The 21,125-nt window shown below is 69.9% G+C and carries 20 protein-coding genes and 1 riboswitch; of the genes, 12 read left to right on the top strand and 8 right to left on the bottom strand.

What is annotated here, in order from left to right; all coding sequences use genetic code 11:
* On the bottom strand, nucleotides 1-1,743 hold a 1,743-nt coding region (gene mutS, locus ACK4I0_RS11795; protein ID WP_409611184.1), incomplete at its 3' end, for a DNA mismatch repair protein MutS.
* Nucleotides 1,744-1,842: 99 nt separating this feature from the next.
* A riboswitch (cobalamin riboswitch) is annotated at nucleotides 1,843-1,990 on the top strand.
* A gap of 170 nt (nucleotides 1,991-2,160) precedes the next feature.
* Between mutS and ACK4I0_RS11790 the strand changes: the two genes are divergently transcribed.
* On the top strand, nucleotides 2,161-3,993 hold the full coding sequence (locus ACK4I0_RS11790) for a TonB-dependent receptor plug domain-containing protein (protein WP_409611182.1): 1,833 nt from the start codon (nucleotides 2,161-2,163) through the stop codon (nucleotides 3,991-3,993).
* Here the strand turns inward: ACK4I0_RS11790 and ACK4I0_RS11785 are convergent.
* The 3 genes from ACK4I0_RS11785 to ACK4I0_RS11775 all read right to left on the bottom strand — a co-directional run bounded on the left by ACK4I0_RS11785 (nucleotide 3,977) and on the right by ACK4I0_RS11775 (nucleotide 6,257).
* Nucleotides 3,977-4,882: an aldo/keto reductase gene (locus tag ACK4I0_RS11785; protein ID WP_409611180.1), complete on the bottom strand. Its 906-nt coding sequence runs from the start codon at nucleotides 4,880-4,882 to the stop codon at nucleotides 3,977-3,979. The genes ACK4I0_RS11790 and ACK4I0_RS11785 overlap by 17 nt on opposite strands.
* Before the next feature lie 89 nt (nucleotides 4,883-4,971).
* Nucleotides 4,972-5,604, bottom strand: a complete 633-nt coding sequence (gene maiA / locus ACK4I0_RS11780; protein WP_409611178.1) for a maleylacetoacetate isomerase — start codon at nucleotides 5,602-5,604, stop codon at nucleotides 4,972-4,974.
* The gene (locus ACK4I0_RS11775; RefSeq protein ID WP_409611176.1) at nucleotides 5,601-6,257 is read right to left on the bottom strand and encodes a fumarylacetoacetate hydrolase family protein; all 657 of its coding nucleotides are present in this window, start codon (nucleotides 6,255-6,257) and stop codon (nucleotides 5,601-5,603) included. Before ACK4I0_RS11775 ends, maiA begins: the two co-directional genes overlap by 4 nt.
* Before the next feature lie 137 nt (nucleotides 6,258-6,394).
* On the opposite strand from ACK4I0_RS11775, the gene ACK4I0_RS11770 reads away from it, so the two are divergent.
* The 3 genes from ACK4I0_RS11770 to ACK4I0_RS11760 all read left to right on the top strand — a co-directional run bounded on the left by ACK4I0_RS11770 (nucleotide 6,395) and on the right by ACK4I0_RS11760 (nucleotide 7,409).
* Nucleotides 6,395-6,739 carry a YqjD family protein gene (locus tag ACK4I0_RS11770; RefSeq protein WP_409611174.1) on the top strand — a complete coding sequence of 115 codons (345 nt, stop codon included), beginning with the start codon at nucleotides 6,395-6,397 and terminating at the stop codon, nucleotides 6,737-6,739.
* On the top strand, nucleotides 6,739-7,143 hold the full coding sequence (locus tag ACK4I0_RS11765) for a hypothetical protein (RefSeq protein WP_409611172.1): 405 nt from the start codon (nucleotides 6,739-6,741) through the stop codon (nucleotides 7,141-7,143). Before ACK4I0_RS11770 ends, ACK4I0_RS11765 begins: the two co-directional genes overlap by 1 nt.
* A gap of 89 nt (nucleotides 7,144-7,232) precedes the next feature.
* A complete protein-coding gene (locus ACK4I0_RS11760) occupies nucleotides 7,233-7,409 on the top strand; it encodes a DUF1328 domain-containing protein (RefSeq protein WP_135062590.1) in 177 nt (58 codons plus the stop codon).
* A 98-nt stretch (nucleotides 7,410-7,507) separates the two neighbouring features.
* On the opposite strand, the gene ACK4I0_RS11755 is transcribed toward ACK4I0_RS11760, so the two are convergent.
* Nucleotides 7,508-8,527, bottom strand: coding sequence for an adenosine kinase (locus tag ACK4I0_RS11755; protein WP_409611170.1), 1,020 nt, complete (start codon nucleotides 8,525-8,527; stop codon nucleotides 7,508-7,510).
* Between the two features lie 74 nt (nucleotides 8,528-8,601).
* On the opposite strand from ACK4I0_RS11755, the gene ACK4I0_RS11750 reads away from it, so the two are divergent.
* Entirely contained in the window at nucleotides 8,602-9,468 is an 867-nt protein-coding gene (locus ACK4I0_RS11750) for a RimK family alpha-L-glutamate ligase (protein WP_409611168.1), read from the top strand.
* Here the strand turns inward: ACK4I0_RS11750 and nth are convergent.
* Nucleotides 9,411-10,166 (bottom strand): endonuclease III, encoded by a 756-nt coding sequence (gene nth, locus ACK4I0_RS11745; RefSeq protein WP_409611190.1) that lies wholly within the window; start codon nucleotides 10,164-10,166, stop codon nucleotides 9,411-9,413. The genes ACK4I0_RS11750 and nth overlap by 58 nt on opposite strands.
* 77 nt (nucleotides 10,167-10,243) lie before the next feature.
* Between nth and ACK4I0_RS11740 the strand changes: the two genes are divergently transcribed.
* Complete coding sequence (locus tag ACK4I0_RS11740; RefSeq protein ID WP_409611166.1) at nucleotides 10,244-11,905, top strand: ArnT family glycosyltransferase; 1,662 nt, start codon at nucleotides 10,244-10,246, stop codon at nucleotides 11,903-11,905.
* Nucleotides 11,902-12,831 (top strand): hydroxymethylglutaryl-CoA lyase, encoded by a 930-nt coding sequence (locus ACK4I0_RS11735; protein ID WP_409611164.1) that lies wholly within the window; start codon nucleotides 11,902-11,904, stop codon nucleotides 12,829-12,831. The genes ACK4I0_RS11740 and ACK4I0_RS11735 overlap by 4 nt, the downstream gene beginning before the upstream one ends.
* Before the next feature lie 17 nt (nucleotides 12,832-12,848).
* Here ACK4I0_RS11735 and ACK4I0_RS11730 read toward each other — a convergent pair whose 3' ends face one another.
* Nucleotides 12,849-13,712: a glutamate racemase gene (locus tag ACK4I0_RS11730; protein ID WP_409611162.1), complete on the bottom strand. Its 864-nt coding sequence runs from the start codon at nucleotides 13,710-13,712 to the stop codon at nucleotides 12,849-12,851.
* A gap of 131 nt (nucleotides 13,713-13,843) precedes the next feature.
* Between ACK4I0_RS11730 and ACK4I0_RS11725 the strand changes: the two genes are divergently transcribed.
* Nucleotides 13,844-16,024, top strand: a complete 2,181-nt coding sequence (locus ACK4I0_RS11725) for a M3 family metallopeptidase (RefSeq protein ID WP_409611160.1) — start codon at nucleotides 13,844-13,846, stop codon at nucleotides 16,022-16,024.
* A 107-nt stretch (nucleotides 16,025-16,131) separates the two neighbouring features.
* Here the strand turns inward: ACK4I0_RS11725 and ACK4I0_RS11720 are convergent, their stop codons facing one another.
* Nucleotides 16,132-16,932, bottom strand: a complete 801-nt coding sequence (locus tag ACK4I0_RS11720) for a SapC family protein (RefSeq protein WP_409611158.1) — start codon at nucleotides 16,930-16,932, stop codon at nucleotides 16,132-16,134.
* 104 nt (nucleotides 16,933-17,036) lie between these two features.
* Here ACK4I0_RS11720 and ACK4I0_RS11715 point away from each other — a divergent pair, with 104 nt between their 5' ends.
* From ACK4I0_RS11715 to ACK4I0_RS11700, 4 genes are all read left to right on the top strand, one after another.
* On the top strand, nucleotides 17,037-17,522 hold the full coding sequence (locus tag ACK4I0_RS11715; protein ID WP_409611156.1) for a Fur family transcriptional regulator: 486 nt from the start codon (nucleotides 17,037-17,039) through the stop codon (nucleotides 17,520-17,522).
* 2 nt (nucleotides 17,523-17,524) lie between these two features.
* Nucleotides 17,525-18,409, top strand: coding sequence for an alpha/beta hydrolase (locus tag ACK4I0_RS11710; protein ID WP_409611154.1), 885 nt, complete (start codon nucleotides 17,525-17,527; stop codon nucleotides 18,407-18,409).
* 78 nt (nucleotides 18,410-18,487) lie between these two features.
* Entirely contained in the window at nucleotides 18,488-19,990 is a 1,503-nt protein-coding gene (locus ACK4I0_RS11705; protein WP_409611152.1) for a CoA-acylating methylmalonate-semialdehyde dehydrogenase, read from the top strand.
* Nucleotides 19,991-20,087: 97 nt separating this feature from the next.
* Nucleotides 20,088-21,086 (top strand): hypothetical protein, encoded by a 999-nt coding sequence (locus ACK4I0_RS11700; RefSeq protein WP_409611150.1) that lies wholly within the window; start codon nucleotides 20,088-20,090, stop codon nucleotides 21,084-21,086.
* The last annotated feature ends 39 nt before the right edge of the window (nucleotides 21,087-21,125 follow it).

Genomic DNA, 21,125 nt, shown 5'->3' with positions numbered 1-21,125 from the left:
CAGGGCGTCGGCCAAGGCCTGGAGCGGCGCGGCCAGGGCCTGGACCTCGGCGCGCCAGCCCTCGAAGGTTTCGGTCTCGATCGCCAGGGCGCGCACGCCGGCCTGGCTGATCTTGGCGTCCAGTTCGGACAGTTCGACCGTGGTGAAGCGGACCTGGTTGGCCAGGGTCTGACGGTGGATGAAGGGGCTGTCCGGACCGGCGCGCAGCAGGCCGTCGGCATGCTTGGCGGTGGTCTCCAGGAAATAGCCCAGCACGGCGTTGTGCCGGACCTTGAAGGGCACGCCCGCCTCGGCGGCGGCGCGGGCCTCCAGGTCAGCCACGACGCGGCGGCTGTCGTCGCGCAGGCGCCGGGTCTCGTCCAGTTCGGGACGGTGGTCGGGCTGAACGAAGCCGCCGTCGCGCGCCAAATGCGGCGGCTCCTCGACCAGGCCGTCGTTCAGCGCGGCCAGCAGCCGGGACGTCTCGGTCGTGGGCGAAAGACGCGCCAGGCAGTCGGCGATGCGCGCCGGCGGCCCCGACAGCGGATCGGGCCGCGCCATCAGCCGCCCGACTAGCCCCTCGGCGGTCTTCAGACCGGCGCGCACGGCGGCCAGGTCGCGCGGACCGCCCCGGCCCAGCGCCAGGCGCGACACCGCCCGCGCCACATCGGACGAGCCGCGTAGAGCCTCGCGCAGATCGCGCCGCAGGTCGCGCCGCTCGACGAACCATTCCACGGCGTCCAGCCGGGCGTTGATCGCGGCGGGGTCTCTCAGTGGCCGCGCAATGCGCTCGCCCAGCGACCGGGCGCCGCCGGCCGTGACGGTGCGGTCCAGGCAGGCCAGCAGGCTGCCCTCGCGCTCGCCGCGCTGAGTGCGGTCGATCTCCAGGCTCTGGCGGGTGGCGGGGTCGATGGCCAGGAAGCCCGCCTCGACCGAGCGGCGCGGCGGGGCCAGGGCGGGCGTGCGGCCGGCCTGGGTCGTTTCCAGATAGGCGGCGACAAGGCCCAGCGCCGAAACCTCGGCCTCTTCGAAGGCGCCGAAACCGTCCAGCGCCGCGACGCCATATAGGCGTTCGACCCGCGCTCGGCTGGCGACCGGCTCGCCCAGCGCCTGAGGCATGGCCTGGACCACCCCGCCCGAGCCGTCCAGGGCCGCCTTCAGCGCGGCGTCCGAGAACAGGCGGTCCGGCACCAGCACTTCGGACGGGCGGAAGGCGGCGAGCGTCGCACACAGGTCTTCGGGATCGCAGGCCACGCAGTCCACTACGCCGGCCGACAGTTCGACCACGGCGACGGCGGCGCGGCCCTTGCGCACGGACACGGCCGCCAGGCGATTGGCGCCGCGCGCGTCCAGCAGACTGTCTTCGGTTAGGGTGCCCGGGGTGACGACCCGCACCACCTCACGCTTGACCACCGCCTTGGAGCCGCGCTTACGGGCCTCGGCGGGATCTTCAACCTGGTCGCACAGGGCGACGCGGAAGCCCTGGCGGATCAGCCGCGCCATATAGCCCTCGGCCGCGTGCGCGGGCACGCCGGCCATGGGAATGTCCTCGCCCAGATGCTTACCGCGCTTGGTCAGGGCCAGACCCAGGGCGGCGGCCGCCTTCTCCGCGTCCTCGAAGAACAGTTCGTAGAAGTCGCCCATTCGGAAGAACAGCAAGGCGTCGGCGTGGTCGGCCTTGGCCGCCAGGAATTGCGCCATGACCGGGGTCACGCCGGGCTCGGGCTTCGGATCGGGCTTTGGCGGCGAAAGGGGGGCGTTCATGCGTGGCCGGAAGGTGACGGATCAGAGCCGCCGCCTCAAGCGCCGTGTGACGCGACTTGCGGCCACGCTTTGGGCCTGCGACAAGCCCGGCAGGCGGTTAAGGGAACGCGGTCAGACACCGCGGCTGTGCCCGCAACTGTAGGCGGTGAGACCGTCGTCCGATCCGGGAGCGATCCCGGCGCCACTGGATCCCTCGGGCTCTGGGAAGGCGAGGCCGGCGTTTTTTGACCCGCAAGCCAGGAGACCTGGCCGCCGATGTCGCTCGTCGCTGTCCGGGACCAGGCAGAGGCGCGGGGACTGAATTCCGTCGAAGCGACCCGATCTCTGCGCCGTCCGGACCTCTGGTCCGGCGGATCGGTCGCATTCGCCAGCCCGTTCGCGCGCGCCGTCGCCGGGCCGATCACGGAGTCACGAGCCATGAGACGCTCGATCCTGCTTTCCACGGCGGCCCTTCCCACTTTAGCACTGGGCGCCGCCGCCTTCCCCGCATTCGCCCAGGAGGTCGATCCGACGACGCTGGAGGAGGTGGTCGTCACCGCCACCCGCCTGCCGGCGATCGCCCTGGACACCCCCGGCGCGCGCGTCATCGACGACCGCGCCATCGAACAGCGCGGCGCGGTGTTCGCCGCCGACATCCTGGCCGATGTGCCGGGCCTGTCGGTGACGCGCTCGGGCGCCTTAGGCGGCGTCGCTCAGGTCCGCATGCGGGGCGCGGCGCCCGGCAAGACCCTGGTCCTCGTCGACGGCGCGCCCGTCAACGACCCGGCCGAGATCAACGGCGCCTTCGACTTTTCCGGCTTTGAGCTGGGCGACATCGAACGGATCGAGGTGCTCAGCGGGCCGCAGTCCTCGCTGTGGGGCTCGGACGCCATCGGCGGGGTGATCGCCTTCACCACCCGCGAGCTGGACGGCCTGCGCGCCGAGGCTGAGACCGGCAGCTTCGACACGCTGCGTGGCCGCCTGGCCGGCGGCGTGGCCAACGACCGGTACGCCATCGGCGCCTATGTCTCGCGTTTCGAGACGGACGGCATTTCGGCCGCCGACGAGCGCGACGGCAATCCCGAGCGCGACGGGTTCAGGAACACCACCGTCGGGGTAAAGGGCCGCTACGCCGTGGCGCCGAACGCCCAGATCGACGGCTCTTTGCGGTGGTCCGACAGCCACGCCGATCTCGACGGCTTCCCGGCGCCGACCTACGCCCTGGCTGACACCGACGACACGCAGGACAGCGAGCAGTGGTCGGGCCTGGCGCGCCTGCGCCTGGCCGCCGGAGGTCTGAACCATCAGTTCAGCATTGCGGCCTCGGACATCGAACGCACCAGCTACAGCGGCGGCTTCGGCTCGACCTTCAGCGCCGACCGCCAGGTCTATCGCTGGCAGGCCGACGGCGAGACGGGCGCGGTCGCTTACGCCTTCGGCGCCGAGCGCGAGGAGACGTCGGGCGCCCTGTCCAGCGGCCTGTCCGATGATCTGGGCGTCACCTCGCTGTTCGCGGTCGGGCGGTTCGCCGCCACGGAGCGTTTGGACCTGACCGGAGCCCTGCGCTGGGATGACACCGACGACTTCGGCTCAAAGACCACGGGACGCGTCTCGGGCGCCTATGATCTGGACTACGGTTTCACCCTGTCGGGCGCCTATGGGACGGGCTTCAAGGCGCCGTCGATCAGCCAGTCGGTGTGCGACTTCTGCTTCGCGCCGTTGCCGTGGCCGGACCTGACCCCGGAGACGGCGGACAGCGTCGAGGCGGCGCTCGGCTATCGCACCTCGGACGGGCGGCTGCAGGCGCGGGCGACGCTCTATCGCCTGAACGTGCAGGACCAGATCACCTATGTCGCCGGGCGCTACATCAACATCGCCAAGACGCGGACCGATGGGGTGGAGTTGGAGGGCAGGGCGCTGCTGGGCGGCGGCTTCGACCTGACGCTGGCCTATGCCTGGACCGACGCCGAGGATCGGACCACGGGCGCGCGCCTGCTGCGCGTGCCCGAGCATTCGGGATCGGCCATCCTGGGCTGGACCGGGGAGCGTCTGTCGGGCGCCCTGACGGTGCGCGCCGAGGGCGATCAGGATGACGCCGGCGGGGTGCGCGATCGCTTCGTCGTCGCCCATCTGAACGGCGCCTACGCCCTGACGCCCAACGTCGATCTGACCGCGCGGGTCGAGAACCTGACGGACAAGCACTATCAGCAGGTGCTGGGTTACGGCGAGCCGGGCCGGTCGGGATATGCCGGGATCAGGCTGCGCTATTGATCCGATAGCGGATGTCGGCGGCCTGCCCCAGCGAGCGGGCCGCCGGTGTTTCCAGGGCGAGCGCCGACCAGTCGATGGCCGGCGCAGGCGCGTGGGCCGCCGCGAGCACGGCGCGCAGCTCGGCCGCCGAGGCGACGCTGGCCACCACGGCCGAGGCCTCGGGCAGGTTCAGGGCGAAGGCGAGGGCCGCCTGCATCGGGTCCAAACGCGATTCCGCCAGGCGACGCCGGACGCGCGATAACGCCAGGGCGTGTCCGGCCAGTTCGGGCGGCAGGCTCTCGCCGGCGGCGAACAGGACGCCCTGGGCGAAGACATGGGCGATGTGGATTTCGGCCCCAGCGGCCTTCAGCTCGGCCAGCACGCCTTCGGTCGAAGCGCGCTGATCCAGCAGGTTGCACGGGATCTGGACCAGGTCGGGCTGCAGCCGACGCGCCAGCAGGGCGGGGCCGTCGTCCAGGGTCGCGCAGAAGCCGATCTTGCGAAACAGGCCCCGGTCCTTGAGGCTTCTCAGCCGGTCCCAGAGAGCGCGGCCCTCGGCGCCGGCCAGATCGGCGGCGTTTGACACCAGCAACGCTTCGCCGCGCGGCAGGCCCATGCGCTCCAGCGAGCGGCGCGCGCGGGCTTCGATCCGGTCCAGGCCGTCAGCCAGGGCCACGGTCCGCACGGTGACGCGGAACGGCGATGGGAAGGGCCAGGCCTGACCCAGCAGACGTTCGACATCGCCCTCGGGGCGGGTCGCAACCACGCCGACGCCCGCATCGGCCGCGGTCTGCAGCAGATGGCGCATGGCGTCTTCACGCGCGCCGACGGGCGCCGTCATGAAGGCGTCAGGCGCGCGTTCGGGCTCGGTCACCGCAGCGATGGCCAGCCGGTCCGCCGGAGAGGGCAAGGCGTCGAATCTCACACACTGACGGTGCGCCCCGAATGCTTAAGGGAGATTGAGCGTCCGGTGGAAAACCGTGACCATTTGTGGGCAGTTCAGTCGGCGTCCGGCTGGCGATCCGGGTGGGCGGCCTGGAAGGCGGGATGCGCCTGGGCTCGGCTCTCGATGGCGGACAGGGCGGGCCAGGCCGTCATGTCCACGTTGAACCGACGGGCGGAATAGATCTGCGGGATCAGGCAGCAGTCGGCCAGCGTCGGTTGATCGCCCCAGCACCAGCCGTCGCCCTGGCGCTGAACCAGGCTCTCCAGGGCGTCGAAGCCCGCTCCAACCCAGCGGCCGGCCCAGGCGTCCGTAGCGGCCTGGTCGGCGTCGAAACCTTCGCGCAGCGCCTTGAGCACCCGCAGATTGTTCAGCGGATGGATGTCGCATTCCACCAAGGCGGCCATGGCCCGCACCTGGGCCCGGTCCAGCGCGCCGGACGGCAGCAGCGGCGGTTGGGGATGCGCCTCCTCGAGCCATTCCAGGATGGCCGGGCTCTGCGTCAGGACCGCATCGCCGACCTGAAGCGCCGGCACCAGCCCTTGCGGGTTCATCGCCAGGAAGTCGGCGGCCTTCTGTGCGCCCTGACGCAGATCGACCCCGCGCGTCTCATAGGTCAGCCCCTTCAGGTTCAGGGCGATGCGGGTTCGGTAGCTGGTGCCCGAACGCCAGTAGCCGTGCAGGATCATCGCGCGCCCATCCGGAAGCTGAGGGGCGACAGGCCGGCCACCAGGGCCTCGACCCGGTCACCGGGTTGCAGCGGGCCGACGCCCTCGGGCGTGCCGGTGAAGATCAGGTCCCCGGCCTGCACGTCCCAGAAGCGCCGCGCCTGGACCAGAACCTCCTGCGGGCTCCAGATCATGTCGTCCAGCCGTCCGGACTGGCGCGTCTCGCCATTGACAGTCAGGGCGATGGCGGCGGCCGGGTCGGGCAGGTCGCCCAAGGTGAGCGGGCCGCAGGGCGCCGACTGATCGAAGCCCTTGGCGGCATCCCACGGCCGACCCTTGGACTTGGCCTCGGCCTGGATGTCGCGCCGGGTCAGGTCGCAGCCGACGGCCCAGCCGACGATGACGCCGCTCTCGCCGATGGCGCAGACCAGTTCGACCTCGTGGTGCAGGTTCTCGGTCTCGCCGGGAAAGGCGGGGTTCGCACCGTCGGTCACAAGGGCGTCGGCCGGCTTGGCGAAGAAGAAAGGCGCCGGGCGGCCGTCCGCGCCCATCTCGCGCGCGTGGGCGGCGTAGTTCTGACCGACGCACAAGATCCGGCGGACGGGAAAGCGTTCGGGGCGGCCGGCGATGGGCAGCGACGGCGTGGGGGCGGGCGGGAACAGCCATTGGGTCATGCGCGTATTCCTAATGCGCCGCGCTGGGCTTTCCCAGCGCGGCATTGCTGCATTGCGGGGAACCCTGGCGAGCGAGTGGCGTTGCAAGGCGGGGTTCCCTATACATAACGCCAAGCTTTCACGCATCGGAGCGCACCATGGCCACGACCAAGGCTCGAGAAGACGTCAAGAACGACCTGAAGACCCTCAAGGAGGATCTGAAGACCGTCGTCCGCGAGGAAAAGGAAAACCTCAAGGCCAAGGCGTCTGAGACCGAAGGCGCCGTCCGCGCCAAGGCCGACGAGGCCCGCGAGCGCGCCCGCGGCTATTACGAGCAGGCCCGCGTCCGCAGCCGCGAATATTACGACGACGCCGCCGAGCGCTTCGATGAAGCCCAGCGCTACGTCACCGAACGCGTTCAGGAGCGCCCGGTCCAGTCGACCGCGATCGCGCTGGGCGTCGGGGTCGTCATCGGCCTGCTGCTCGGCGGTCGTCGCCGCTGATGTTGGATGGGCTGTTCAAAAAGCTGACCGCCATCGCCGTGGTGGCGGCCAGCGCCCTGGTGGCCACGGTCGCCCTTGGCTTCACCGTGTTCTACGCTCTGTCTCTGGTGATGACGCCCTTGGGCGCCGCCGCCGTGACGACGGGCGTCTTCGCCCTGATCTGCATCGTCACGGCCCTGGTGTTCTTGGGCAAGGGCAAGGACAAGGACGACCACGAAGACGAGGATGAGCCCGAAGGCTTGGCCGGAAAGATCATCCACATCGTTCGCCACCGGCCTCTGCTGGGCGCGGCGGGCGGTCTGGGCGTGGTCTTCCTGCTGCTGCGCAATCCCGCCCTGGCGGCGATCGCGGCGTCGATGATCACCGAGAAAAGGGCCGAAAAGCGGTATCGCCGCCGCTGGTGAGCAAGCTTTGCGGGAACGGTCTGTCGTAGGGGGCGTTGGGTTGATCTGGCGGAAGGGCTCCGCCGAACATCAACCTCGGAGGACGCCTTATGCTACGTTGGGCCATTATTTTCCTTGTCATCGCGCTGGTCGCGGCCGTGCTCGGCTTCGGCGGCATCGCGAACTTCTCGTTCGAGATCGCCAAATTCATCGCCGTGATCGCCATCATCCTGTTCGTCATCGCCCTGGTGGCGGGCGGACTGCGAGGCCGAGGCCCCAGGGTCTAGACGAGCATCTAGGCTGGCGAGAGCCGGAAATGACGACGGCCCCGGAGCGATCCGGGGCCTTTTTCCATGTCTGGCGTCCTGCTGTCCGAAGTCGGCAATCAGGCGCCCAGCGTCAGACCCTGGCTCTTGGCCAGATCGACCAGCGGCGTCATGGGGCGCGGCCCCCAGTGAGCGATGACTTCGGCGGCGGCCAGCGAGCCGAGCGCGCCTGCGTCAGCCACGTCGAGACCGCGGGCCAGGCCCAGCAGGAAGCCGGCGGCGTACTGATCGCCGGCGCCGGTGGTGTCGATCACCTTGTCGACCGGGAAGGCGGCGACGGCGGCGCGCTCATCGCCGCGCACGATCACGGAACCAGACGCGCCGCGCGTGACGGCGGCGACCTCGACCATGGCGGCCAGGCGATCGCAAGCGGCGTCGAAATCCTCGGTCTCGAACAGTGCCGCCAGTTCGGCCTCATTGGCCAGGACGATGTCGGCGGACGCCTCGATGAAGGCCAGCAGCTCGGCGCGCCAGCGCGCCACCACAAAGGTGTCCGACAGGGTGATGGCCACCTTGCGGCCGGCTGCGTGGGCTGCCCGGGCGGCCTGCTCGAACGCCGCACGCGCCGGGGCCGGGTCGAACAGATAGCCTTCCAGATAGACGATGGCGCTGTCGCCGATCAGGGCCGCGTCGATGTCCTCGACCGACAGCTGGTTGGCGGCGCCCAGGAAGGTGCACATGGTGCGCTGACCGTCCGGCGTGACATTGATCAGGCAACGGCCGGTGCCTTGACCGCCCTCCAGAGGCGCGGTGTCGAAATGCACGCCGACGGCGCGGATGTCGTGGCTGAAGACTTCGCCCAGCTGATCGGGCGCGACCTTGCCGACATAGGCGGCGCGCCCGCCGAACGAGCCGACGCCGGCGACGGTGTTGCCGGCCGACCCGCCGGACGCCTCAACGCCCGCGGCCATGGCGGCGTAAAGGTCCGCACTCTGAGCCTCGTCCACCAGCTGCATCGAGCCCGGCGTCAGACCGCGCCCGTCCAGGAAGGCGGGCTCGCACGGGCTCAGCACGTCGACGATGGCGTTGCCGACGGCGCAGACGTCGAAGCGGGCGGGAGAGGCAGGGGTCTGGGTCATGGCCGCGCCCCTTACAGAGGATCGAGACGGTGCGCCAGTTTGCAGCTTCGCCCCTCACTCCTTAGGAGCGGGAAATGACCCAGATAGCCGTTCTCACGCCCGACCCCGCCGACCCGTCCTACGCCGGCCAGTGGCCCGGAGTTCTGGAGCGTCTGAGCCAGGCGCTGGCCAAAGCAGGCGTGACCGCCCGACCCACGCCCTGGACCGACCATGTGGCAGACGCCGGCGGTCTGGCGGCGTTTCCCCTGATCCTGCCGGTCGTGGCCTGGGGTTATCACCGCGACCACGAGCGGTGGATGGCGGCCTGCCGGACGTGGATCGAGGCTGGCCTGCCGTTCGCCAATCCCGCCTCGGTCCTGGCCTGGAATTCCGACAAGGCCTACCTAGGCCGGCTTGCGGACAAGGGCGTGCCGATACCGGCGACGATCTGGAGTGAGGCGGTCGACGACGCTGTCGTGACCGCGGCCTTTGCCGAAACGGGCGCGTCCCAGCTGGTGGTCAAGCCGACCGTGTCGGGCGGCGCCTGGCGCACGCTGCGCCTGTCGCCGGGCGACGCGCTGAGCGATCCCCCGGTCGGACGGGCGATGATCCAGCCCTATCTGCCGGCCATCGAGACCGAGGGCGAAACCTCGCTGCTGTTCTTCGGCGGGCGCTTCAGCCATGCGGTGCGCAAGCGGCCGGTGAACGGGGACTTCCGCATCCAGGTCCAGTTCGGCGGCCTGTACGAGCCGATCGAGCCGCCAGCCGAGGCCCTGGTCCTGGCCGAGCGGGTGCTGGCCGCCATCGACGAGCCGCTGCTCTACGCCCGCATCGACATGACGCGCGACGGCGGACACTGGGTGCTGATGGAGGCCGAACTGATCGAGCCGGACTTCTATCTGGCCTATGCGCCAGACGGCGGCGCGGCCTTCGCCCGCGCGGTGCGCGAACGACTGGGCTGAGCGTCCGCCATGATGCCCGCCCTGGATGGGCACAGGTCCGAAATGACGCAGCCGGGACAGTTGGGCTTGCGCGCCGTGCAGACATAGCGGCCGTGCAGGATCAGCCAGTGGTGCGCCTTGGGCAGCCATTGCGCCGGGACTACCTTGTGCAGCTGGGCCTCGACCTTGTCGGGGGTGTTGGCGTTGGCCAGCGCCAGCCGATGCGAGACGCGATAGACGTGGGTGTCGACCGCGATGGCGGGCGCAATGCCCAGTTCGTTCAGGACCACGCTGGCGGTCTTTCGCCCGACGCCGGGCAGGGCCTGGAGGTCCGCGCGGTTCAGCGGCACCTCGCCGCCGTGCTGATCCAGGATCATGCGCGACAGGGCGACGACGTTCTTGGCCTTGTTTCGATACAGGCCGATCGAGGCGATGTAGGGCGTCACCCCCTCGACCCCCAGCGCCGCCATCTTGGCCGGCGTGTCCGCGACGGCGAACAGCTTGCTGGTCGCCTTGTTCACGCCGACGTCCGTCGCCTGAGCCGACAGGGCGACGGCCACGACCAGGGTGAAGGGCGAGGTGAAGTCCAGTTCGGTCTTCGGCTCGGGCATGACGCCGCTCAGACGCTGGAAGATCGTCTCCACCCGATCCCGGTCCGGCGGAAAGCGAAATCCCGGCGCGGCGCGGGGTGTCCTGGCGGTGCGGGCGGCGGGCGGCATGGGCCGTGGGTCGCCCGTGTTCACGGCGCCGTCAAGCCCGCTTTCAGGCGGTGCGGGCCTCGTGATACGACAGCGCCATGACGCGCCCCAACCTCGACCGACACATCGCCGGCTGGCGCGGGCCCGTCCTGGCCATGATCGTCGCCCTGTTCGCCGGCCTGCCGGGCCTGCTGCTGCTGCCGCCGCTGGATCGCGACGAGAGCCGCTACGCCCAGGCCACGGCCCAGATGCTCGAGACGGGCGACTTCGTCGACATCCGTTTCCAGGACGATCCGCGCTGGAAGAAGCCGGTCGGCATCTACTGGCTGCAGGCCGCGGCGGTGTCGGTGACGTCCAGCGTCGAGGCGCGCGACATCGGTCCCTATCGCCTGCCCAGCCTGCTGGGCGCCATGCTGGCCGCTTGGGCCGCCGCCGGGGCCGGCGGAGCCCTGTTCGGACGGCGCGCGGGCTTTCTGGCCGGGGCCATTTTGGGCGCGACCTTCCTGCTGTCGACGGAGGCCGGCATCGCCAAGACCGACGCCTTCCTGTGCGGCTCGGTCACCCTGGCCATGGCCGGGCTGGGGCGCATCTATATGTCGACCCGCGCGGGCGAGCGGCCCCAGCGTCTGCACAAGCTGCTGTTCTGGCTGGGCCTAGGCGCATCCATTCTGATCAAGGGGCCGATCGGCCTGATCGTCATCGCGCCGGCCATTCTGGCGCTGTCGGCGTGGGATCGAGATATCCGATGGCTGGGCAAGCTGGGCTGGGGCTGGGGTCTGCCGCTGACGGCGCTGATCGTCGGGCCCTGGGCCATCGCCATCACCATCGCCACGGACGGCGGCTTCTGGCGCGAGGCCATCGGCGGCGACCTGGCGCCCAAGATCGCGGGCGCGCACGAAAGCCACGGGGCCTGGCCCGGCACCTATCTGTTGCTGGCGCCTGTGCTGTTCTTCCCGGCGACCCTGTTGCTGCCGGCGGCGATCTCGACGGCCTGGTCGCGGCGCGCGGAGCCGGCGGTGCGGTTTCTGGTCTGCTGGCTGGTCCCGGCCTGGCTGATCTTCGAGCTCGCCCCGACCAAGCTGGCCCACTACACCCTGCCGACCTTCGGCGCCCTGGCGCTGCTGGCCGCCGCCGCCCTGACCCAGCCCATCGGCCGCATCTCGCGCTGGAGCGGAGCCGGGCTGATGGCCTTCGCCGCCGTCGTGATCTGCCTGATCACCGTCTACGGCCTGACCGAGTTCGGCACCTCCACGGCCCAGACCTGGGCGACCGTCACCATCGTTTCGGCGGTCGCCGCCGCAGCGATCGGGGGCTTCCTGTTGATCAATCGGGCAGCCATCACCGGCATGCTGCTGGCCCTGGCCTTCGGCATCGTGTCGCACGCCGCCCTGTCCGGCACGATCCGACAGCTGCGTCCGCTCGCCGTCTCGCCCCAGCTGGAGAAGGCGCTGGAGCGCGCCGATCTGCACCCGCGCCAGGGCCGTTATCCGGGTCCGGTCGCCATCACCACCTTCCATGAGCCCAGCTTTGTCTTCCTGACCGGCCGCGACACCCAGCTGACCGACGCCGCCGGCGCCGCGCGCGCCCTGGCCGAGGGCCGGCCCGCGATCGTCGAGGCGCGCGACGCCGAAGCCTTCCGCCAGGCCTCGGCCGGTCTGGGCGTCGTCGGCCGGGCCGTTGGCGAGGTGCGGGGGCGCAACTATTCGACCGGCGACGATGTGGACCTGACGATCTACGCCCCGCCCGGAGGCGGCAGGTGAGCCGCCCCTTCATCCAGATCGTCGAGGTCGGGCCGCGCGACGGCCTGCAGAACGAGAAGACGGTGCTGTCGCCCGAGGTGCGCGCCGACTTCGTGCGTCGGCTGGAGGCCGCGGGCGCGCGCCGCATCGAAGCCGCCAGCTTCGTCCATCCCAAATACGTGCCTCAGATGGCCGGCGCCGAAGAGGTGCTGGCCGCCCTGCCGCATGAGGCCGGGCGCAGCCGCATCGGCCTGGTCCTGAACGGCCGGGGCTATGACCGCGCGCTCGCCACCTCGGCCGACGAGGTCAATGTGGCGATGTCGGCCACCGACGGCTTCGGGCTGAAGAACCAGGGCCTGTCGGTCGATCAGCAGGTCGAGATGCTGGCCGCCATTGTCGCCGGCCGCGCCAACGCCGAGGGCGAGCCGGGGGCCGCGCCCAGCCTGTCGGCCACCCTGTCCTGCGTCTGGGGATGCCCGTTCGACGGCGAGGTGTCCGCCGATCAGGTCGCCGGCCTGGTTGGCCGCATCGCCGCCCTCGGCGTGGCGGAGATCGCCCTGGCCGACACCATCGGCGCCGGCGACCCGTGGAGCGTGACAAAGAAGGTCGAGGCCGCGCGCCGCGCCGCACCGGACGCCGCGCTGCGTCTTCATTTCCACGACACGCGCAACACCGGCCTGGCCAACGCTCATGCGGGTGTTGAGGCGGGCGTGACCATACTAGACGCCTCGGTCGGCGGCATCGGCGGCTGTCCCTTCGCGCCGGGCGCGACCGGGAACATCGCCACCGAGGACCTCGTCTATATGCTGGAGCGCGGCGGGTTCGACACCGGCTACGACCTGGACGCCCTGATCGAGACAGCGCGCTGGATCGGCGAGAAGCTGGGCAAGCCGGCGTCGAGCGCGCTCAGCTGCGCCGGTGCCTTCGGGACGCGGGCCAATAGCTGATCACGCCTCAGGCGCAGTCAGGCCGGATCGAACGACAGCGGCTCGCCCCAGAAGCGGCTGACGCGTTCGCTCTGCGGGCCCGGGACGCCGGTGGTCAGGAAATCGCGACGTCCGCCGTCGCCCAGCGGATAGTCCGGATGGCGCGTAAAGTACCGCTCAAGCGCGTCGGCGACGGCGCTGGGCTGGTGGATCAGCGTGGTTTCGGGCGGCAGGGCGGACATGAACAGATCGGCCACGATCTCGTAATGGGTGCAGCCCAGCACGGCCTTGTCGGGATGACGGCCGATGCGGCGGCGCAGGGCGTCGACATGCTCATCGACCACGACCTTCAGCTCCTCGGTAGAGGCGCCCAGCTCGATCAGTCCGGCCAGACCGGGACAGGGCTCGGAGAATACCGCCAGGTCGTCGCGCCGCTTGTCGATCTCGATCTCATAGACCCGGCTCATCGCCGTGGCGGCGGTGCAGAAGACGCCCGTGACCTCCAGCGAGGACTTCTTCTGACCCTCCAGCCGGCCTCCACGCTCGGCCTCGTAGCTCCAGGGCAGGCCGGTCGCCGCCTCGATGGTCGGCACAATGATGCCGAGCACGTTCAAGGGCCGGCCCAGCCGATCCCGCTCGCCGGCGATCCAGGTCTGCTGAAGCCGGCGAAGGGCGATGGCCGAGGCCGTATTGCACGCCAGGACCACGACCGACGCGCCCGCATCGAACAGCCTTGCGCAGCCGGCGCGGGTCAGTTCGACGATCTCCTCGCCGCCGCGTCCGCCGTACGGCGCATTGGCCTGGTCCGCCAGATAGACGAAGTCCCGTCCGGGAAACCGCCGGGTCAGTTCGCGGTGAACGGTCAGCCCGCCCACGCCGGAGTCGAATACGCCGATAGCCATGCGGGCGGGTTTAGAGCGGATGCGACAGCATGACGAGAGGGCCCGATCCTACCTTGGTGCTCCCGAAAGGTGACGGGGCCGTCCCTGTGTGACTATGTAGCGTTCAGTTCTGCAGTCCAACGGAGTGATCCATGCACAGACGCCAGCTTCTCATCGCAGGGGGCAGCCTGATGGCCCTGACCGCCTGCGGCACCACGAGCCAGATGGGCGCAAGCTCGGGCCTGGCGGGTGCGCCCGACGCCGCGACCCTGGCTGAGGACGCCCGTATCGCCCGCGCCGTTCTGCCGATCCAAAGCCCGCGCGCCGAACTGCTGCAGGTCTGGACGGGCCCCTACGAGGGCGTCCCGCCGTGGGACAAGGTTTCGGCCGCCAAGCTGCGTGAAGCCATCGTCGAAGGCATCGCCCTGCGACGCGCCGAATATCAGGCCATCGCCGCCAATCCCGAGCCGGCGACCTTCGCCAACACCAATGTCGCCATGCAGATGGCCGGCGAGCCCCTGGGGCGCGCCCTGGCCCTGTTCGGCGTGATGACCTCCAACATCGGCTCAGCCGACTATCAGGCGGTCGACCGCGAGGTTTCGCCCCTGCTGTCGGCAGCCGGCGACGAGATCACCTTCAACGAGGCCCTGTTCGCCAGGGTCAAGGCCGTGGCCGACAATCCGTCGGGCCTGACCGCCCAGCAGCGCCGTCTGGCCGAGCGCTCGCGCGATCAGTTCGTGCGCGGCGGCGCCGCCCTGGACGCCCAGAAAAAAGCTCAGCTGGGCGAGATCAACACCGAGTTGGCCAATCTCTTCACGGCCTTCAGCCAGAAGGTCGTGGCCGACGAGAACACCTGGACCGTCATCGCCAACGAGGCCGGCGTGGCCGGTCTGCCCGCCTCGAACAAGAACGCCGCCGCAGCCGCCGCGCGCAGCCGCAATCTGCAGGGCTGGGCCATCGTCAATACGCGCTCCAGCGTCGATCCCTTCCTGACCTTCGCCGATGATCGCGGCCTGCGCGAGCAGGTCTGGCGCAAGTTCATCATGCGCGGCGACAACGGCGACGCCAACGACACCAAGGCCGAGATCGCCCGCATCGTCGCCCTGCGCGACCAGCGCGCCAAGCTTCTGGGCTATCGCCACCACGCCGATCTGCGCATGCAGGACACCATGGCCCGCACGCCTGACGCGGCCATGGAGCTGATGATGCGGGTGTGGGAGCCGGCCAAGGCTCGCGTGACCGAAGAGGTGGCCGACATGCGCGCCATCGCCGGCCACGACATCGAGCCGTGGGACTACCTCTACTACGCCGAGAAGGTGCGGAAGCAGAAGTACGACCTCGATCAGAACGATCTGAAGCCCTATTTCGAGCTGAACGCGGTCAAGCGCGGCGCCTTCTACATGGCCGGACGCCTGTACGGCTTCACCTTCACCCCGGTCCCGGCAGGAAGCGTGCCGGTGTTCCACCCGGACGTGGAGGTGTTCGAGGTCAAGGACGCCGACGGCGCACATGTGGGTCTGTTCTACTCCGACGACTTCGCGCGCGCGGGCAAGCGGTCGGGGGCCTGGGCCACGACCTACCGCAGCTATTCGACCTATGACGGCGTCAAGAACGTCCTCTCGTCGAACAACAACAACTTCATCAAGGCCGAAGCGGGCCAGCCGCTGCTGATCTCGCTGGACGACGCCGAGACGCTGTTCCACGAATTCGGCCACGCCCTGCACTCACTGTCGTCTCGCGTGACCTATCCGTCGCTCGCGGGAACGCCGCGCGACTACGTCGAATATCCGTCGCAGGTGCACGAACACTGGGTGCTGAGCCGGCCGATCCTGGACGGCTTCATGAAGCACGTGGAGACCGGCCAGCCGATGCCGCAGGAACTGGTCGACCGCATCGAGGCGGCCTCGACCTTCAACCAGGGCTACGCCACGGTCAGCTATCTGTCCTCCGCCCTGGTGGACATGGACCTGCATACCCGCGCCACGCCGCCGACCGACATCGCCGCCTTCGAGCGCGAGAGCCTGGCGAAATACGGCATGCCCAAAGAGATTGTGATGCGGCACCGCCTGCCGCAGTTCAATCACCTCTTCACCTCCGATGCCTATTCGGCGGGCTATTACTCCTACCTGTGGTCCGAGGTCATGGACGCCGACACCTGGGCTTATTTCGAGGAGTCGGGCGACGTGTTCAATCCGGACATCGGCCGTCGATACAAGGAGATCATCCTGGCGGAAGGCAACTCCTCGGACCGCGCCGAAGCCTATCGCCGCTTCCGGGGCCGCGATCCGGACGTGCGCGCCCTTCTGGCCGTGCGTGGCTTCCCGACCAACTAAGGCGTCTTTCGGGATCCGGTTTCGACCGGATCCCGAAGGCAACCGGTCAAGCAAAAGGCCCGGCGGAGCGATCCGCCGGGCCTTTCTGTTTCAGCAAATCGCCGCGATCAGGCGTTAGCGGCCGTCGGCATGGCGTTGGCGCGCTGGAAGGCCAGAGCGATTAGGCGGTCCCAGCCGGCCAGCGAGACCAGGTGGGCGTAGATCTGGCCCAAGGCGCCGTTGTCGCGCAGTTCGGCCAGCTTCTCGGGCGCCAGGGCGCGCAGCTTGTCTTCGTCGATGGCGAAATACTCGGCCAGCTTCTGCGGCTCGCCGGCGGTTCCATCGGCGTTGCGCGGGGTGAAGCTGGCTTCGCGCGTGTGGAACAGGTCCAGGTCCGTCAGCAGCTTGATGAAGCTTTCGGTGCGCAGGCGCTCCTGCTCGAAGTTGTTGCAGAACTCCATCGCCTGCTTGGTGTAGTCGCTGGGCTGGCCGTCGACGAACAGAGGGGTCTGGCCGCCTTCCTTGATGAACGAAGCGCCGCGATCGACGCACAGGATCAGACGCTGCTGTTGGTCGTCATTGGCGAAGACGAAGGGATAGCGGCGGACATAGGCGGGGATGTAGGCGTCGCCGCGGAACTCGCCCGAGGCCTCGACATACAGATTCTCGTCCTGGCGCAGGCCCATCACCGCGACCGGCTGCTTCTGCGGGCCGATGAAGACCACCGGATAGCTGAGAGCGGCGGGCGCGAACTCGGTCACCGTCAGCGGCACGACGTTGGACTGGGCCACGAAGCCGTAGGGGCGCTCGACGGGATCGACGCCCAGCTTGCCGTGCGCATCGACCGAGAGGGGCTCGGGCTTGGTGTAGAACAGGACGTTGCCGGTCAGGTCGCCCGTGGCCTGGGCGGAGGCGGTGGTGTCGGTCATGAAACGCTCTGGAGGAAAGGAAGGCGGGCCTTCTAGCCCAAGGCGAGAGCGGCGGCAAATGAGGCGGCGTTGCGGATCGCCTCGCAACGCCTTAGCTGTGGGTCATGGGCTCGGCCTGCGATCACGATCACGACCACGGCGGCCTGGGCGGCCGCGACCTGGACCAGGCGCTGAGCGCGGCCGAGGCGCGCTGCACGGCGCTGGGCGAACGCATGACGCCGCCGCGTCGCCGCGTGCTGGAGCTGCTGCTGGCCGAAGGCGAACCGGTCAAGGCCTATGACCTCATCGCCCGCTATGGCGTCGACGGCACGGCCGCTAAACCCCCAACCGTTTATCGCGCGCTCGATTTTCTGGAGAAGCAAGGCTTGGCGCACCGGATCGCCTCGATCAGCGCCTATGTCGCCTGCGCCGGCGGCGATCAGGCCCATGCGGCGGCTTTTCTGATCTGCGACTGCTGCGGCGTGACGCGCGAGGTGGCCACGCCGGCCGATGTCGCCCTGGACACCGCCGCCCGCGCCGCCGGCTTCACGGTCGAGCGCACCACCGTCGAGGCGCACGGCCGCTGCGACGCCTGTCGGCTCGCAGCCTGACCATGGCGGCCTGGGGCCTGGACGCGCCGCGCCGCCTTTCATTCGCCCTGGACGATCGCGGGCCCGGCGAGATGGCGGTGCTGGAGTGGGGCGATCCGACACGTCCCATCGATCTGATCTTCGTCCACGCCAACGGCTTCAACGCCCGCACCTATTCGACCCTGCTGGCGCCGCTGACCGAGGGCCGCCGCATCTGGGCGCCTGATCTGCGCGGGCATGGCCGCACGACGCTGGCGGCTGATCCCGAAGGCCGCTGGAGCTGGGACGATCACGGCGCGGACCTGGCGGCCTTGATCGATCAGGCTGGGTCGACGTCGCTGGTGATGGCGGGCCATTCGATGGGCGGCACCTCGGCCGTTCTGGCCGCCGCCCAACGGCGCGAACGTGTGTGCGCCATGACGCTGTTCGACCCGGTCATCTGGTCGCGCGGCGCGGTTCTGGCCTTTGGCCTGCCGGGGCTGCGTCAGCTGCCGCGTCGCATACCCCTGTATCTGAACGCCCTGAAACGACGCGCCCGCTTCGACAGCACCGAGCAGGCGCGCGCCGCCTATGCCGGGCGAGGCGCCTTCAAGGGGTGGCCCGATCAGATGCTGGCCGACTATGTCGAGGACGGCCTGATCCCGACCGACGACAGCCTGGCCCTGGCCTGCGCGCCACAATGGGAGGCGTCCAACTACGCCGCCCAGTCGCACGACCCCTGGCGCGCCCTGCGCCGATACGGTGGGCCGGTCCGCATCCTGGCGGCCGAGATCAACTCGACCTGCCGCGTGCCCGAGCGGCCTGCGGGCCTGCCGCAGGTTTCGGTCGAGCGGCCGGCGGGCGCGACCCACTTCTTTCCGATGATCCAGCCCGACCTGGCGCGCGAGGCGCTGCGGCGACTTCTGTGACGCTGGCGTCCCACGGTTCCGGGCGCTAAACCCAGCGCCAACGACAAGAACGGAAATTCCAGGATCAAGGCCCAGCTCATGCGCGACATTTCCCATTTCATCGACGGCGCGGCGTTCACGGGCGCTTCGGGCCGGTTCGGCGACGTGTTCAATCCGAACACCGGCGAGGTTCAGGCGCGAGTGCAGCTGGCGACGGACAGCGAACTGGACCGCGCGGTCCAGGCCGCCCAGGCCGCCTTCGAAGGCTGGTCCTCGACCAATCCCCAGCGCCGCGCGCGGGTGATGTTCGAGTTCAAGCGCCTGGTCGAAGCCAATATGCAGGAGCTGGCCGAGTTGCTGAGCTCGGAGCACGGCAAGGTCATCGCCGACTCCAAGGGCGATATTCAACGCGGCCTCGAGGTCATCGAGTTCGCCTGCGGCATCCCGCATGCTCTGAAGGGCGAGTACACTCAGGGCGCCGGTCCCGGCATCGACGTCTATTCGATGCGCCAGCCGCTGGGCGTGGTGGCGGGCATCACCCCGTTCAACTTCCCGGCCATGATCCCGATGTGGATGTTCGGCGTCGCCATCGCGGTGGGCAACACCTTCATCCTGAAGCCGTCGGAGCGCGATCCGTCGGTGCCGGTGCGCCTGGCCGAACTGATGATGGAGGCGGGCGCCCCCGCCGGGGTTCTGAACGTCGTGCACGGCGACAAGGCGGCGGTCGACGCCATCCTGACCCATCCGCTGGTCCACGCCGTCAGCTTCGTCGGTTCCTCCGACATCGCCCACTATGTCTATCAGACCGGCGCGGCCAACCATAAGCGCGTCCAGGCCATGGGCGGCGCCAAGAACCACGGCATCGTCCTGCCCGACGCCGACATGGATCAGGTGATCAAGGACCTGTCGGGCGCGGCCTATGGCTCGGCAGGCGAACGCTGCATGGCCCTGCCGGTCGTGGTGCCGGTCGGCCAGAAGACCGCCGACGAACTGCGCGAGCGGATGGTGGCGGAGATCCCGTCGATGCGGGTCGGCGTCTCGACCGACGCCGGCGCCCATTACGGTCCGGTCGTCACGGCCCAGCATAAGGCCCGCGTCGAGGGCTGGATCGACCAAGGCGTCAAGGACGGCGCCGAACTGGTCGTCGACGGTCGCGGCTTCAGCCTGCAGGGGCACGAGAAGGGCTATTTCATCGGCCCGTCGCTGTTCGACCACGTCAAGCCGGAGATGGAGTCCTACAAGGAAGAGATCTTCGGCCCGGTGCTGCAGATCGTGCGCGCCGGCAGCTTCGAGGACGCCCTGTCGCTCGCGTCCAAGCACCAGTACGGCAACGGCGTCGCCATCTTCACCCAGAACGGCCGCGCGGCCCGCGACTTCGCCGCCCGCGTCAACGTCGGCATGGTCGGCATCAACGTGCCGATCCCGGTGCCGGTGGCCTATCACACCTTCGGCGGCTGGAAGCGCTCGGCCTTCGGCGACACCAACCAGCACGGCATGGAAGGCGTCCGCTTCTGGACCAAGACCAAGACCGTCACCGCCCGCTGGCCCGACAGCGAGCTGGAGCACGCCGACAGCTCCTTCGTCATCCCGACGATGCGTTAAGCGAGCGATCGCGACGGTTCGGATTCGCGCCTGACGCGTCCTTGGGTGATTGTTCAGGATCGGGCGTCATGGTGGCGCCCATGATCCGAGGCGAAGCATGAGCCGACAGGCGAGCCGGGCCAGACGCGGACGCACCAGGACCCTGGTCCTGGGCGCGTTCGCGGCCGCGCTGCTGTTCGCGGTCGGCTTTGTCGGCCACGACAAGCTGGCGCCCCTGGCGCCGGCCGCCCTGCAGCCCGCCGCGCCGCAGCCGCGCGTGGTGGACGCCCAGGCCCAGGAGATCGAGGCCCTGCTGACCCAGACCTCCTGGGTGTCCTTGGGTGGCGCGGGCGCGCCTGTCCACATCCTGGCCCACCGCCATGACGAGACCTCGGCGCGCTTCCTGACCGAGATGGCCCCCCGCCTGGCAGACAGCGGCGCAGAGGTGCGGGTGACGATGTTCGCGCCGACGGACCGTGACGGCGTGGTCCAGTCCACCAAGGCCGAGCGAGCGACCGTCGCCGAACTGTGGCTGAGCCGTGATCCGGCCCTTCTGGAGCGCTGGCTGGCGACCGACCCCGCGCGCTGGACGGCGGCGGGCCTGCCTTCGGCGGACGAGGGCGTGGCGCGCCCGGGCCTGGTCACCCTGGGTCGCCGCCTGGCCGGTCAGCTTGAAGGCTTGGTTGCGGCGTCGGGGGGCAGGGTCGGCTATCCGCTGGTGATCTGGCGTGACGGGGCCGGCCGGCTGAGGGCGTGCGCCTGCATTGACGAGCGATCCTGGGCTGTCGTGCTTGAGGACCGCGCCAGAGCCGATCCGGCTCCGACGCCGATTGAGGCCGTCCCGGCCGCCCCGCCTGCACCAAGACGCCCGGCGCCGCCCGCCGCTCCCACCGGGCGGCCCTATCCTGACCTGCCGCCGCCCAAGGCCGCACCTTCTGAGCGCACGTCAGAAACCCCTACGCCGGCCCCGGTCCCACGCGCCCAAAGGTCCGCGCCGTCCGCACCGCCCATCGCCGCCCGGCCCCAGGCCGAGCCGCCCGCGCGCCGGGAAACCCGTCCCGCCCCGGGTCGCGCGCGCCCAGAAGCCAGGCGCCAGGACGACAGCCTGTTCTTCTGATCCTGCGGAACCGCGTGGCGAAGGAGGCCGTTTCGCTGC

It is taken from the genome of Brevundimonas sp., assembly GCF_046295775.1.
In the GTDB taxonomy this organism is placed as follows: domain Bacteria; phylum Pseudomonadota; class Alphaproteobacteria; order Caulobacterales; family Caulobacteraceae; genus Brevundimonas.
The sequence above is the reverse complement of the archived record's forward strand: the minus strand, read 5'-3'. Positions and strand labels throughout refer to the sequence as shown.

Excerpts from the sequence above, each read along its gene's own strand:
- ACK4I0_RS11725 (WP_409611160.1), top strand. The coding sequence starts at position 13,844 with ATGCACAGACGCCAGCTTCTCATCGCAGGGGGCAGCCTGATGGCCCTG.
- ACK4I0_RS11770 (WP_409611174.1), top strand. The coding sequence starts at position 6,395 with ATGGCCACGACCAAGGCTCGAGAAGACGTCAAGAACGACCTGAAGACC.
- ACK4I0_RS11765 (WP_409611172.1), top strand. The coding sequence starts at position 6,739 with ATGTTGGATGGGCTGTTCAAAAAGCTGACCGCCATCGCCGTGGTGGCG.
- ACK4I0_RS11775 (WP_409611176.1), bottom strand. The coding sequence starts at position 6,257 with ATGACCCAATGGCTGTTCCCGCCCGCCCCCACGCCGTCGCTGCCCATC.
- maiA (WP_409611178.1), bottom strand. The coding sequence starts at position 5,604 with ATGATCCTGCACGGCTACTGGCGTTCGGGCACCAGCTACCGAACCCGC.
- ACK4I0_RS11790 (WP_409611182.1), top strand. The coding sequence starts at position 2,161 with ATGAGACGCTCGATCCTGCTTTCCACGGCGGCCCTTCCCACTTTAGCA.
- ACK4I0_RS11740 (WP_409611166.1), top strand. The coding sequence starts at position 10,244 with ATGACGCGCCCCAACCTCGACCGACACATCGCCGGCTGGCGCGGGCCC.
- ACK4I0_RS11705 (WP_409611152.1), top strand. The coding sequence starts at position 18,488 with ATGCGCGACATTTCCCATTTCATCGACGGCGCGGCGTTCACGGGCGCT.
- ACK4I0_RS11730 (WP_409611162.1), bottom strand. The coding sequence starts at position 13,712 with ATGGCTATCGGCGTATTCGACTCCGGCGTGGGCGGGCTGACCGTTCAC.
- ACK4I0_RS11750 (WP_409611168.1), top strand. The coding sequence starts at position 8,602 with ATGACCCAGATAGCCGTTCTCACGCCCGACCCCGCCGACCCGTCCTAC.
- ACK4I0_RS11700 (WP_409611150.1), top strand. The coding sequence starts at position 20,088 with ATGAGCCGACAGGCGAGCCGGGCCAGACGCGGACGCACCAGGACCCTG.
- ACK4I0_RS11760 (WP_135062590.1), top strand. The coding sequence starts at position 7,233 with ATGCTACGTTGGGCCATTATTTTCCTTGTCATCGCGCTGGTCGCGGCC.
- ACK4I0_RS11710 (WP_409611154.1), top strand. The coding sequence starts at position 17,525 with ATGGCGGCCTGGGGCCTGGACGCGCCGCGCCGCCTTTCATTCGCCCTG.
- ACK4I0_RS11720 (WP_409611158.1), bottom strand. The coding sequence starts at position 16,932 with ATGACCGACACCACCGCCTCCGCCCAGGCCACGGGCGACCTGACCGGC.
- ACK4I0_RS11755 (WP_409611170.1), bottom strand. The coding sequence starts at position 8,527 with ATGACCCAGACCCCTGCCTCTCCCGCCCGCTTCGACGTCTGCGCCGTC.
- ACK4I0_RS11715 (WP_409611156.1), top strand. The coding sequence starts at position 17,037 with ATGGGCTCGGCCTGCGATCACGATCACGACCACGGCGGCCTGGGCGGC.
- nth (WP_409611190.1), bottom strand. The coding sequence starts at position 10,166 with ATGCCGCCCGCCGCCCGCACCGCCAGGACACCCCGCGCCGCGCCGGGA.